At 64.2% G+C, this 12,463-nt stretch carries 12 protein-coding genes; 3 read left to right on the forward strand and 9 right to left on the reverse strand.

Annotated elements, in window-relative coordinates; all coding sequences use genetic code 11:
• The first annotated feature begins 9 nt into the window (after window positions 1-9).
• Both FJ940_RS03715 and ugpC read left to right on the forward strand, forming a co-directional pair.
• Window positions 10-1,056 carry an NAD(P)-dependent alcohol dehydrogenase gene (locus FJ940_RS03715; RefSeq protein ID WP_140628697.1) on the forward strand — a complete coding sequence of 349 codons (1,047 nt, stop codon included), beginning with the start codon at window positions 10-12 and terminating at the stop codon, window positions 1,054-1,056.
• A 2-nt stretch (window positions 1,057-1,058) separates the two neighbouring features.
• Window positions 1,059-2,147 carry a sn-glycerol-3-phosphate ABC transporter ATP-binding protein UgpC gene (gene ugpC / locus FJ940_RS03720; protein WP_140655327.1) on the forward strand — a complete coding sequence of 363 codons (1,089 nt, stop codon included), beginning with the start codon at window positions 1,059-1,061 and terminating at the stop codon, window positions 2,145-2,147.
• Window positions 2,148-2,155: 8 nt separating this feature from the next.
• On the opposite strand, the gene FJ940_RS03725 is transcribed toward ugpC, so the two are convergent.
• The 9 genes from FJ940_RS03725 to gcvA all read right to left on the reverse strand — a co-directional run bounded on the left by FJ940_RS03725 (window position 2,156) and on the right by gcvA (window position 12,164).
• Window positions 2,156-3,742: an FGGY-family carbohydrate kinase gene (locus tag FJ940_RS03725; RefSeq protein ID WP_140655330.1), complete on the reverse strand. Its 1,587-nt coding sequence runs from the start codon at window positions 3,740-3,742 to the stop codon at window positions 2,156-2,158.
• Window positions 3,739-4,422 carry an HAD family hydrolase gene (locus tag FJ940_RS03730; protein ID WP_140655332.1) on the reverse strand — a complete coding sequence of 228 codons (684 nt, stop codon included), beginning with the start codon at window positions 4,420-4,422 and terminating at the stop codon, window positions 3,739-3,741. Before FJ940_RS03730 ends, FJ940_RS03725 begins: the two co-directional genes overlap by 4 nt.
• Window positions 4,423-4,431: 9 nt before the next feature.
• A complete protein-coding gene (locus FJ940_RS03735; RefSeq protein ID WP_140491354.1) occupies window positions 4,432-5,910 on the reverse strand; it encodes a mannitol dehydrogenase family protein in 1,479 nt (492 codons plus the stop codon).
• A 159-nt stretch (window positions 5,911-6,069) separates the two neighbouring features.
• Entirely contained in the window at window positions 6,070-6,840 is a 771-nt protein-coding gene (locus FJ940_RS03740) for an L-iditol 2-dehydrogenase (RefSeq protein ID WP_140491352.1), read from the reverse strand.
• The gene (locus FJ940_RS03745; RefSeq protein WP_140491350.1) at window positions 6,837-7,841 is read right to left on the reverse strand and encodes an ABC transporter ATP-binding protein; all 1,005 of its coding nucleotides are present in this window, start codon (window positions 7,839-7,841) and stop codon (window positions 6,837-6,839) included. Before FJ940_RS03745 ends, FJ940_RS03740 begins: the two co-directional genes overlap by 4 nt.
• Before the next feature lie 60 nt (window positions 7,842-7,901).
• A complete protein-coding gene (locus FJ940_RS03750; RefSeq protein ID WP_140491348.1) occupies window positions 7,902-8,726 on the reverse strand; it encodes a carbohydrate ABC transporter permease in 825 nt (274 codons plus the stop codon).
• An 11-nt stretch (window positions 8,727-8,737) separates the two neighbouring features.
• Window positions 8,738-9,610 carry a sugar ABC transporter permease gene (locus FJ940_RS03755; RefSeq protein WP_140491346.1) on the reverse strand — a complete coding sequence of 291 codons (873 nt, stop codon included), beginning with the start codon at window positions 9,608-9,610 and terminating at the stop codon, window positions 8,738-8,740.
• A gap of 125 nt (window positions 9,611-9,735) precedes the next feature.
• Window positions 9,736-11,046 carry a sugar ABC transporter substrate-binding protein gene (locus FJ940_RS03760; protein ID WP_140491344.1) on the reverse strand — a complete coding sequence of 437 codons (1,311 nt, stop codon included), beginning with the start codon at window positions 11,044-11,046 and terminating at the stop codon, window positions 9,736-9,738.
• A 212-nt stretch (window positions 11,047-11,258) separates the two neighbouring features.
• Window positions 11,259-12,164 carry a transcriptional regulator GcvA gene (gene gcvA / locus FJ940_RS03765; protein WP_140655335.1) on the reverse strand — a complete coding sequence of 302 codons (906 nt, stop codon included), beginning with the start codon at window positions 12,162-12,164 and terminating at the stop codon, window positions 11,259-11,261.
• A 110-nt stretch (window positions 12,165-12,274) separates the two neighbouring features.
• Here gcvA and FJ940_RS03770 point away from each other — a divergent pair, with 110 nt between their 5' ends.
• On the forward strand, window positions 12,275-12,460 hold the full coding sequence (locus tag FJ940_RS03770; protein ID WP_140514372.1) for a hypothetical protein: 186 nt from the start codon (window positions 12,275-12,277) through the stop codon (window positions 12,458-12,460).
• Window positions 12,461-12,463: the final 3 nt, after the last annotated feature.

The raw sequence follows: 12,463 nt of genomic DNA on the forward strand, positions 1-12,463 counted from the left end.
GACGACACGATGCGGGCACTGGTGCTTGAAAAAAAGGGCGAGCTGTCGCTGCGCGAAATCGCGTTGCCGCTCGAGGTCGGGCCGGACGACGTCAGGATCGCCATCCACACGGTCGGCGTCTGCGGTAGCGACGTGCATTATTACACCCATGGCGCCATCGGCAGTTATGTCGTGCGCGCGCCGATGGTGCTCGGCCACGAAGCGTCCGGAACGATCGTCGAGATCGGCGCCAATGTCCGGACGCTGAAGGTCGGCGATCGCGTCTGCATGGAACCGGGCGTACCGAACCTGTCGTCGCGGGCGACAAAACTCGGCATCTACAATGTCGACCCGGACGTCACCTTCTGGGCGACGCCGCCGGTGCACGGCATTCTGGCGCCGCAAGCCGTGCATCCGGCGGCGTTCACCTACAGGCTGCCCGACAACGTCTCCTTCGCCGAAGGCGCGATGGTCGAACCTTTCGCCATCGGCATGCAGGCGGCGGCGCGCGCGCGCATCGTTCCGGGTGACGTGGCGGCTGTCGCCGGCTGTGGCCCGATCGGCATCATGATAGCGCTGGCCGCCCTGGCCGGTGGTTGCTCGAAAGTGCTGATTTCCGACTTCTCCGCGCCCAAGCTCGAAATTGCCGGGCGCTATCCCGGCGTCGTTCCGGTCAACATCGGCGAGCAGTCATTGGCCGAGGCGGTGGCGGAGGCGACCGACAATTGGGGCGCGGACATCGTCTTCGAGGCCAGCGGCAGCCCCAAGGCGTTCGCCAATCTGTTCGACGTTGTGCGCCCTGGCGGCGCGGTGGTGCTCGTCGGGCTGCCGGTGGAGCCTGTGGCGCTCAACGTGCCGGCGGCCATATCGAAGGAAGTGCGCATCGAAACCGTGTTCCGCTATGCCAACATTTTCGACCGCGCTTTGCAGCTCATCGCCTCCGGCAAGGTCGATCTCAAGCCGCTGATCACTGGCACCTATGATTTCTCCGACAGCATCGAGGCTTTCGAGCGGGCGGCGGCAGCGCACCCGCAGGACGTCAAGCTGCAGATCCTGCTCAGCGGCGAAAAGGGCTGACCATGTCCGCGATCACCTGTTCTCATGTCGACAAGGCCTATGGCACCACGACGGTCATCCGCGACCTCAATCTCTCGATCGAGGAGCACGAGTTCGTCGTGTTCCTTGGCCCGTCCGGCTGTGGCAAGTCGACCTTGCTGCGCATGTTGGCGGGGCTGGAGGACATCAGCGGCGGCGAGGTCTCGATCGGCGGCACGGTGGTCAACGATCTCGATCCGGGCGACCGCGGCATCGCCATGGTGTTCCAGAACTACGCGCTCTACCCCCACATGACGATCTTCGACAACATCGCCTTCGGGCTGCGGCGCCAGAAAGTGCCGGCGGCCGAGATCCAGAAGCGGGTCGAAGCGGTGTCGAGGACGCTCGGGCTGGAACCCTATCTCGGCCGCAAGCCGGCCGAGCTTTCCGGCGGCCAGCAGCAGCGCGTGGCGATCGCGCGCGCCATGATCAAGACGCCGAAAGTCTTCCTGTTCGACGAGCCGCTGTCCAATCTCGACGCCAAGCTGCGCAACCACATGCGCGTCGAGATCGCGCGGCTGCACCAGTCGCTGAAGACCACCACCGTCTATGTCACCCATGACCAGCTCGAAGCGATGACGCTCGCCGACCGCATCGTGCTGCTCAAGGACGGCGTCATCGAGCAGGTCGGCTCGCCGGCGGAAATCTACGAGCGGCCGGGCAATCTGTTCGTTGCCAGCTTCATCGGCACGCCGAACATGAATTTTGTCGACGTGACGATGGCCCGGAAAGGAAATGGCTGGACGCTGACCAATGGCGGAACTGTCTTCACCGTCAACGGCTCGCGCTTCAAGCTCCAACATGGCGAGCAGGCGGTGCTTGGCATCAGGCCCCCGGATCTCAAGCCCGCGAACCCCGACAGCGCCGGAAATTTCCTGGCGGGAACGGCCGATCTCATCGAGTTTCATGGCAACGATGCACTGGTGACATTCGCTCTTGGCGGCAAGGAGATCAGCGCACTCGTTCCCAGCCGCGTCTGCCCAACTATCCGCAGCGATGTCCGCTATACGTTTGACGAATCGGATATGCATCTGTTCGATGCCAAGTCCGGCCTATCCTTGTTGACACGGTAAGGCGCGTTCTACTGGATCGCGTCGAGCGCCTGGCGTTGCCGGTGCATCTCCAGGAAAATCCGGTAGTCGCGATCGAAGCGGGCGCCGGCGGCCGGGTTGGCGGCGCGGGTCCTGCCGCCCTGCTGCATGGCCAGACAGGCCGCGTTGAGGTCGCGGAAAAGCCCGGCGGCGGTCGCAGCCACCATGCCTGTGCCGAGCAGCACCGCCTCGTCGGCCAGCGGCTCGACCACCGTGCAGCCGGTGGCGTCGGCATAGAGTTCCATCAAGAGCGGATTTTTGGTGTGGCCGCCGGTGACATGCAGCGTGTCGATGAGATAGCCGTTCTCGTTCAGCGCTTCCAGCACATGGCGCACGCCGAGCGCGATGCCCACGGCGGTGCGCCAGTAAAGTCGGCACAGGCTGTCGAAGGAGGAATCCAGCGTAAGCCCGCTGACCACGCCGACCGCATGCGGGTCGGCGAGCGGCGAGCGGTTGCCGTGAAAGTCGGGCAGCACATGCAGCCGGCCGGCAAGTGCATCGCCCTCCGCCGTGCGCAGCTCGGCGACGCGGCTTGCAATCCTCGCATGCATGGCCGCGTTCGGCTCGCCGCCCGCGCCGTGCCAGCGGATGATGTGGTCGAGCAGGGCGCCGGTGGCCGACTGGCCGCCCTCCGACAGCCACAGCTTCGGCAGCGCGGCGCCGTAGTATGGCCCCCAGACCCCGGCGAAGGGCTGCGGATCGGGTGACATCGCCATGACGCAGGAGGATGTGCCGGCGATCAGCGCCAAATGACGGCCGATATTCCGCTCGTCGCCGGCAAACCCGCCGAGCACGCCAAGCGCACCGGCATAGGCATCGATCACCCCGGCGCCGACCCGGCATGTCTCCGTCAGGCCGAGCTCCGCCGCTGCTTGCGCGCTCAAAGAGCCGATGTAGGCGCCGACCGGACTGGCCCTTTCGGGCAGATTGCCGTGCTCGAAGAGGTCGCCGAGGCCGACGAGTTCGAAGAAATCGCGCTGCCATGCGGGTTCCCGGTGCGCCAGATAGGTCCATTTGGCGGTCAGCGTGCACTGCGAGCGGGCCAGCGACCCCGTCGCCTGCCAGGTCAGGAAGTCGGTGAGGTCGAATAGATAGCCGGCTTCATTCCAGGTCTTCGGCAGGTTTCGCTTCAGCCACATCAGCTTCGGCGTCGCCATTTCCGGCGACATCACGCCGCCGATATAGTCGAGCACCTCGTGGCCGCTCGCCGTGCATTCGTCGGCCTCGGCGATGGCGCGGTGATCGAGCCAGACGATGGTGTCCCAGCGCTCCTCTCCGGTCACCGAAACGCTGAGCTGGCCGCCTTGCCTGTCGCGCACGACCAGCGAGCAGGTGGCATCGAAGGAAATGCCGGCAATGTCCTCGGCGGCAACACCGGATTTTTCGCGGGCCGCACGCACCGCGGCGCACACGGCTGACCAGATATCGCGCGAATCATGCTCGGCGTGATCGGCTTTCGGCTGGTGCATGGCGATCGGGTGCTCGGCGCGGCCGAGCAAGGTGCCACTGGTGTCGAGAATGCCCGCGCGGGCGCTCCCGGTGCCGACATCGACCGCGCAAACGAACTGTTTCGTCAAGATGCTCTGTCTCTCGCTCCCAGGCCTGCAATCAGATCGGGCAATTGCAGCATGTCAGCGAATATAAAGTCCGGCTCACTCGACGCAAGCCGCGCTTTCAGGGCAGGGTTGCCGGCATGCGCGCCGCCGGTGAAGGCGAACACGCGCATATCAGCCGCCCGCGCCGCCGCGACGCCGGCGGGGCTGTCCTCGATGACAAGGCATTTGCGCGGATGCGCCCGCATCGAGGCGGCGGCATAAAGGAACAGGTCGGGCGCCGGCTTGCCCCTGGCCACCATGCCGGCACTGAACAGATGCGGCTCCATCAATCCGAGCAGGCCGGTGACGTCGAGCGCGTAGCGGATGCGGTCGAGCGTGCCGGACGAGGCGACGCAAAACGGCAAGCCTAGCCTCGGCAGCACTTCCTTGACGCCGGCGATCGGCTTCAGCTCCTCGCGAAATTTGCGCATCAATTCGACGCGCATCGTGGTCAGGTGCTGATCGGTGATGGGAAGGCCGAAGTCGCGGGCGAGGATCTCGCGCACGCTCTTCATGCTCTTGCCGAGGAAATGCTCGTAGGCCGTGTCTTCGCCAATGCTGCCGCCGGCAAGCGCAATCATGCCGAGCAGCGCCGAGACCGACAGCGCCTCGCTGTCCACCAGCACGCCGTCGCAGTCGAAAATGACCAGTTCCGGCGCCATGGTCCCGTTTCAGAGCTTGCCGGCGAGGTAGCGCGTCAGCGTGGCGCGCGTGCCATCCGTCCACAGCAGGTTCAATGCATGCGCGAAAGCCTCGACGAACGCGGTGGCGCGCCCGACATCGCCATAGATGTCTTCCATCGCAAGCCAGGCGGCGGGCGCGTCCTTTGCCGCCTTTGCCGTCGCCTGCAAGCGGTCCCAGTTCGGATCGTTGGGCTCGATGACCGCGCCGCTGTCCGTCGTGCCGAAGCAGTAGCGGCACCACAGCGCCGATTCCAGTGCCAGGCCGGCGACGCTCTTTCCCGCCTTCAGGCGGTCGGCGATGGTCGGGATGATGAATTTCGGCTGGCGATTGGACCCGTCGAGACAAAGCCGGCGCACCGTGTCGCCGATCTTGGGGTTGGAAAAGCGCCTTTCGATGAGCTGGTAATAATCCTCCAGGACCGTGTCCGGCACCGGCGGTACGGTCGGAATGATTTCGTCATGCTCGAGCTTGTCGAGAAAGCCGCGCACCAGCGGCTCCTGCATCGCCTCATGCACGAAATGGATGTCCATCAGCCCGGCCGGATAGGCGATGGTGGCATGGCCGCCATTGAGGATGCGGATCTTCATAAGCTCGTAGGGCGCGACGTCTTTGACGAACTGCACGCCGACCTTTTCAAGCGGCGGCCGGCCGTCGGTGAAATGGTCTTCCAGCACCCATTGCCGGAAGGGTTCGCAAAAGACAGGCCAATTGTCCTCGACGCCGAAATCCTTGGCCAGGATCGCGCGTTCGCGGTCCGACGTAGCCGGCGTGATGCGGTCGACCATCGCGTTCGGGAAAGCGACATTGCCGCCGACCCAGGCCGCCAGATCCTCGTCGATCAGGCGGGCCAACCCGATGACGCCATCCGACGTCACATGGCCGTTGTGGGGAATGTTGTCGCAGGACATCACCGTGAACGGTGCGATGCCATCGCCGCGCCGCCGCACCAGGCCGGCGAGGATGATGCCGAACACGGTCTTCGGCGTCGCGTCCGGCTGCGCATCCGCGACGATATCGGGATGCGTCGGGTTGAACACGCCGGAGGCAGGATCGATGAAATAGCCGCCTTCGGTGATGGTCAGCGACACGATCTTGATCGCCGGATCGGCCAGCCGTTCGATGATGGCGGCGGCATCGCCGGGCGTCAGGAAGTCGATCATGGCGCCGGTGACGCGGGCGCTCATATGCCCCTCATCCTGCTCGACCACCGTCGTCAGCCAGTCCTGCTCTTCCAGTTTGCCGCGGCCGGTCTTCTCGCCCTCGAACACGCCGGCGCCAACCAGCGCCCAGTCATGGCCGATGCCATGGTTGAACAGGTCGTCGAGATAGACGGCCTGGTGCGAGCGGTGGAAATTGCCGACGCCGAAATGCACGATGCCGGCCTTCAGCGCTGCGCGGTCGTATTTCGGACCTGCGACCCTGGCGGGCAGGTTGGCGAGATTGGCGGAAGAGAGTTTCACGGTCATCTGTTTACCCTTTGGCCGGGTTGCGGCCTTCGTTACCCTTGTCCCCCTTCACCGGGAGAGAGTAGGGAGCGGCACATGCCTTCCGAGGCGATGCGGCCGCCATCTTGATGTTGGCCTCTTCTCCCCGCGGAGGCACGGGGAGAAGAGGCCGCCCCCGCCTCAACTCATCCACTGGCCGCCATCGACATTGTAGGTCTGGGCGACGATGTATTCGGCTTCGTCGCTGGCCAGGAACACGGCCATGCCGGCGAGGTCCTCCGGTCTGCCCATGCGGCCGTAAGGCACGCCTTCGCCGACCAGTCTTTTCTTTTCGCCCTTGGGCCGGTTTTCGTATTTGGCGAACAGCGCGTCGACCTGGTCCCACATGTCGCTGTCGACGACGCCAGGCGCGATGCCGTTGACGTTGATGCCGTGCTTGATCAGGTCGAGCCCGGCCGACTGGGTCAGTGAAATGACCGCCGCCTTGCTGGCGCAGTAGACCGCGACCAGCGCTTCGCCGCGCCGCCCGGCCTGGCTCGCCATGTTGATGATCCTGCCGCCCTTTCCCCGCGTGATCATCGAGCGGGCGGCCGCCTGCAGCATGAACAGCGTGCCTGCGACGTTGACGGAAAACAGTTTGTCGTAGCTCGCTTTGGTGATGTCGACGATCGGAGCCAGGTCGAACAAAGCGGCGTTGTTGATCAGTATGTCCAGGCCGCCGGTCCTGGTTTCCACCGCCTGCACCGCGGCATCGATGGAGGCCTGGTCCGTGACGTCGAGCTTCACCGCATAGGCCTTGCCGCCGATCTCGGCGGCCGTCTTTTGCGCCGCCTCGAGGTTGATGTCGGCTATGGCAACGGTGGCGCCTTCGCCGACATAGGCTTCGGCGAAGGCCTTGCCGATGCCGCGCGCCGACCCGGTGATCAGCGCCGATTTGCCTTTCAGCCTCATGCCGCCAACGCCTTGCCGTCGGGGCCGAAGCGATGCAGCTTGGCCTTGTCGGGCGTGAGATAAATGCTGTCGCCATGGTGGACGCTGAGTTCGCCGTCGGCGCGCACCGTCAGCGGGCCGACACCGTCGGCCTGGACATGCAGGAAGGTGTCGGATCCCAGGTGTTCGGCGACGCCGACTGTTGCCTTCCAATCGCCCGCCGTGGTCGAGATCGCCATGTGCTCGGGCCGGATGCCGATGGTCTTGGAGCCGTACTTCGCCGCTGGGGCGCCTTCGATCAGATTCATTTTCGGCGAGCCGATGAAGCCGGCGACGAACAGGTTTTTCGGCGTCTTGTAGAGCTCCATCGGCGAGCCGACCTGCTCGACATTTCCGGCATTCAGCACGACGATCTTGTCGGCCATGGTCATCGCCTCGACCTGGTCGTGGGTGACGTAGATCATCGTCGTCTTGAGCTGGTGGTGCAGTTCGCTGATCTCCAGCCGCATCGTGCCGCGGAGTGCCGCGTCGAGGTTGGACAAGGGTTCATCGAACAGGAAGGCCGAAGGCTGGCGCACGATGGCGCGGCCGATGGCGACGCGCTGGCGCTGGCCGCCGGAAAGCTGGCCGGGGCGGCGCTCCAGATAGTTGGTGAGGTTGAGCACGCGCGCGGCGTCCTTCACCTTCCTGTCAATGGTCGCCTGGTTCTCGCCCGCCATCTTCAGTGGGAAGGCGATGTTCTTGGCCACCGTCATGTGCGGGTAAAGCGCATAGGACTGGAACACCATGGCAAGCTTGCGCTTGGCCGGCGCCTCGCCGGTGACGTCGCGGCCGTCAATGTTGATGGTGCCGCCGCTGGTGTCCTCCAGGCCGGCGATCAGGCGCAGCAGCGTGGACTTGCCGCAGCCCGACGGGCCGACGAAGACGACGAACTCGCCGTCCTCGATGACGAGATCGATGTTAGGAATGATCGAAGTCGAGCCGAAGGATTTCGAGACGTTCTTGAGCGTGATATTTCCCATGCTTTCCTCCCGGTGGATTTCCGTCCGCCGCCTGGCGCACGCTGCTACTTCACGGCGCCCCTACTTCACCGCACCGAAGGTCAGGCCGCGCACCAGTTGCTTCTGGCTGAACCAGCCCATGATCAGGATTGGCGCGATCGCCAGCGTCGAGGCGGCCGAGAGCTTCGCCCAGAACAGGCCTTGCGGGCTGGAGAAGGAGCTGATGAAGGCGGTCAAGGGTGCTGCTTCCGTCGTGGTCAGCCGGATCGTCCAGAACGCTTCGTTCCAGGCCAGGATGATGTTGAGCAGCATGGTCGAGGCGATGCCCGGCACCGCCATGGGTGTTAGCACATAGATGATCTCGTTCCACAGCGAGGCGCCGTCCATGCGCGCCGCTTCCAGGATCTCGCCGGGGATTTCGCGGAAATAGGTGTAGAGCATCCACACCACGATCGGCAGGTTGATCAGCATCAGCATCACCATCAGGCCGATGCGGCTGTCGAGCAGGCCGGTGTCGCGGAAGATCAGGTAGATCGGAAACAGTACGGCCACCGCCGGCATCATCTTGGTGGACAGCATCCACATCAAAATGTCCTTGGTCCGCTTGGTCGGCGAGAACGCCATCGACCAGGCCGCCGGAATGGCGACCAGCAGGGCCAGGATGGTCGAGCCGACCGAGAGCAGCACCGAGTTCAGGAAGAACTTGAAATAGCCGTTCTGCGCCTGGACCTCGGAATAGCTCTCGAAGGTCCCGGACGGGATCAGGTTGAAGCCTTGGATCGCCTCCTGTTCCGACTTGAACGAGGTGATGATGGTGTAGAGGATCGGGAAGAAGATCAGCAGGGCGACGATCCAGGCGGCAGCCGTCGCGATCGTCTTGTGCCGGGTTGTGACTGCGCGTGCCATCTTTTCCTCCCTTATCTGTCCAGGTTCTTGCCGACGGCGCGCATGGCGAAGAAGGCGACGATGTTGGCGAGAATGACCGCGATGATGCCGCCGGCGGAGGCCTGGCCGATTTTGAATTCGAGCAGCGCCTTCTGGTAGACCAGGAAGGGCAGGTTGGTGGAGGCGTATCCCGGGCCGCCATTGGTGGTGACGAGGATCTCGGCATAGACCGAAAGCAGGAAGATCGTCTGGATCAGGATGACGACGGTGATCGCGCGCGACATGTGCGGCAGCGTCAGGTAGATGAAGCGGCTGATGAAGCCGGCGCCGTCCATCTCGGCGGCTTCCTTCTGCTCGCCGTCCAGCGACTGAAGCGAAGTCAAAAGAATGAGCGTCGCGAAAGGCAGCCACTGCCAGGCGACGATGATGATGATGGCGGTCAGCGGATATTGTCCGAACCAGTCTATGGGCTGGAGGCCAAAGAACCGCGCTATGTCGGCGAAGACGCCGTATTGCGGATGCATGATCATGTTCTTCCAGACCAGTGCCGCCACCGGCGGCATGACGAAGAACGGCGAGATGACGAGGATGCGCACGATGCCCTGGCCCCACATCGGCTGGTCGATCAAAAGCGCCAGCAGGATGCCGCCGACCACGGTGATCACAAGCACGCTGACGACGATCAGCAGCGTATTGAGGATCGATTGCAGGAAGGCCGGGTTGGAATAGAACAACGCGTAATTGGAGAAGCCGACGAAGCCGTCGCGGATCGGATTGAGCGGATTGTACTGCTGGAAGGAGAACCAGAGCGTGAGCGCCAGCGGAACGACCATCCAGACGAGCAGCAGGACGACGGATGGCGCCATCATGAAACGGGCAAGCGAACGGGTCTGCTGAGTAGCCATGACGGTCACCCTTCAAGGATCGGACGGAATTTTCTCGAGCTGTCGGGAAGTGGCCGCCCGAACTGGGTTTCGGGCGGCCGTTGCCGGCCATGGTCGGCGACCGGCCTTAGGCACCGGGAGGAGCCTTACTGGATGTAGCCGCCCTCGGTCATCGCCGCGGTTGCGGCGTCCTGGGCCTGCTTCAGCGCGTCGTCGACGCTCGACTGGCCGGCAAGTGCTGCCGAGAACAGCTGGCCGACGGTGGTGCCGAGGCCCTGGAATTCGGGGATGGCGACGAACTGCACGCCGACATAGGGCACCGGCTTGACGGTCGGATGCGTCGGGTCGGCAGCATTGATGGAGTCCAGCGTCATCTTGGCGAACGGAGCCGCCTTCTGGTACTCGGGATTGGCATAGAGCGAGGAGCGCGTTCCCGGAGGAACGTTGGCCCAGCCTTCCTTCGAGGCGACCAGTTCTGCATAATGCTTGCTGGTTGCCCATGACACGAACTTCTCGGCGGCATCGGCCTTCTGCGTGCCGGCGGGAATGGCCAGCGACCACGCCCACAGCCAGTTGCCGCGCTTGCCGAGCCCATTGTCAGGCGCCAATGCGTAACCGACCTTGTCGGCGACCTGCGAGGCCTTGGGATCGGAGACGAAGGAGGCGGCGACGGTGGCGTCGATCCACATGCCGCACTTGCCCTGCTGGAACAGCGCCAAATTCTCGTTGAAGCCGTTGGAGGACGCGCCCTCCGGCCCGTCGGCCTTCATCAGGTCGACATAGAACTGCAAGGTGTTCTTCCATTCGGGCTGGTCGAATTGCGGCTTCCAGTTCTCGTCGAACCAGCGCGCGCCGAAGGAGTTCGACATGGCGGTCAGGAAGGCCATGTTCTCGCCCCAGCCGGCCTTGCCGCGCAGGCACACGCCGTTCACGCCATTGGCGCGGTCGGTCATCTTGTCGGCGGCCTGCTTGATGAAGTCCCAGGTCGGCGCGTCGGGCATCTTCAGCCCCGCCTTCTCCATCAGGTCCTTGCGGTACATGACGAAGGAGCTTTCGCCGTAGAAGGGCGCGGCATAGAGCTTGCCGTCGACCGAGAGGCCGCCGGCGATCGCCGGAATGATGTCCTTGGCGTCGTAGTCGTCGCCGAGCTTGTCGAGCGGCAACAGCCAGCTCTGCTTGGCCCAGATCGGGACCTCGTAGGTGCCGATGGTCATCACGTCATACTGGCCGCCCTTGGTGGCGATGTCGGTGGTCACGCGCTCGCGCAGCACGTTCTCTTCCAGCGTCACCCAGTTGAGCTGGATGTCGGGGTTCGCCTTGGTGAAGTCGTCGGTCAGCTTCTGCATGCGGACCATATCGCCATTGTTGACGGTGGCGATGGTGATGGATTCGGCATGTGCCGCGAACGCGAGCGCGCTGGCCGAGCACAAGCCCAGGATGAGCGTACGAAGTTTCATCAAATTCCTCCCATGGACCAAGATGAGCATTTGCCTTGGCTGTGAGCAATTACTCACTAAGAATGAATTATGTCAAGCCAGATTCGATGGTGCAGCGCACACTCGATGGAGGAACGCCGACATGGCGAGTTGCAAATGGCCGTCCCGCAGGTGCGGAGCGGGCGACAACGGCGATTTGGATGGAGCGCGGTTTTGATCCTGGAGTTAGCCGGTCAGCAGGCGATCTCGGCCAGGATCCAGTCGCGGAAAGCGCGGATCTTCGGCACGTTGCGGCGCGCCTCCGGATAGACCAGCCAGTAGGCGTGGCCGTCGTCGCCGACCAGGTCGAAGGGCTGGATCAGGCGGCCGTCGGCGAGTTCCGCCTTGAACAGCGCCCTGGTCAGGATCGCCACGCCATGGCCTGCGATGGCCGCATTGGCCTCATAAGCCTGCGCGCCCATGCTGCTGCCGGGGCGCTTGGCAAGGTCATGGCTTTGCACTCCCGCGGCCTCGAACCATTGCGTCCACCAGATGTCGCCGGGATCAAGGATCGGCAGCTTGAGCAGATCGGCCGGTTCCTTGACGCCGCCGATGCTCGCGGCGAGCTTGGGGCTGAGCATCGGCGTGAAATCGGCGTCGAGCAGCTTGTAGGCCTCCAGTCCCGGCCATTTGCCGCCGCCCGAGCGGATGGCAAGGTCGACATCCTCGCGGGCGAAATCGGTCAGGCGGCTGGATGTGTCGAGCCGCACGGCAAGGGCGGGATGCGCGATCTGGAACGAACCCAGATGATGCGCCAGCCAGTTGGAGGCAAAGGTCAGCACCGTGGTGACGCACAGCAGACCGTCCGCCCCGCCGCGCGCCGCCGCATAGGCCTGGCCGAGTATGGCGAAGGCCTCGCTGACCGCCGGCGCCAGGCGCTGTCCGGCCTCGGTGAGTTCGATCTGCCGCGGCCGGCGCAGGAAAAGCGGCGCGCCGACCCGCTCCTCCAGCACCTTGATCTGATAGCTGACCGCTGCCTGCGTCATCGCCAGTTCCTCGGCCGCCTTGGTGAAGGACAGATGCCGAGCCACCGCTTCGAACACCCGGATCGCCTGCAGCGGCGGAAGCTGCGCAACCTGTCGCGAGCTGAGATCCGGCATAAAGCCTCCTTATGGGTCCTTATCGACGTTCGATTGGCAAAGGCGGCCGGCAAGACCGACATTCATCCTCAGCCCGTCACTCGGGTTGAAGATAGCGAAGGTTGACGATCATGACCATGGCGCAGCAAAAATGCACTCCCGCTCCGGATCATCGCTGGATTTCATGGCTTGCGGACGGATTCGGCTGGTTCGCGACCAGGAAAAAGGCGCATCTCGACATCAGGGACCTGTCACCGCACTTGCGGCGGGACCTTGGCTTCCTCGACGGCAACGACCCCTTCGGACGGCATGGATAGCCC

Origin of the sequence: Mesorhizobium sp. B2-3-7 (assembly GCF_006442695.1) — a bacterium.
GTDB lineage: Bacteria > Pseudomonadota > Alphaproteobacteria > Rhizobiales > Rhizobiaceae > Mesorhizobium.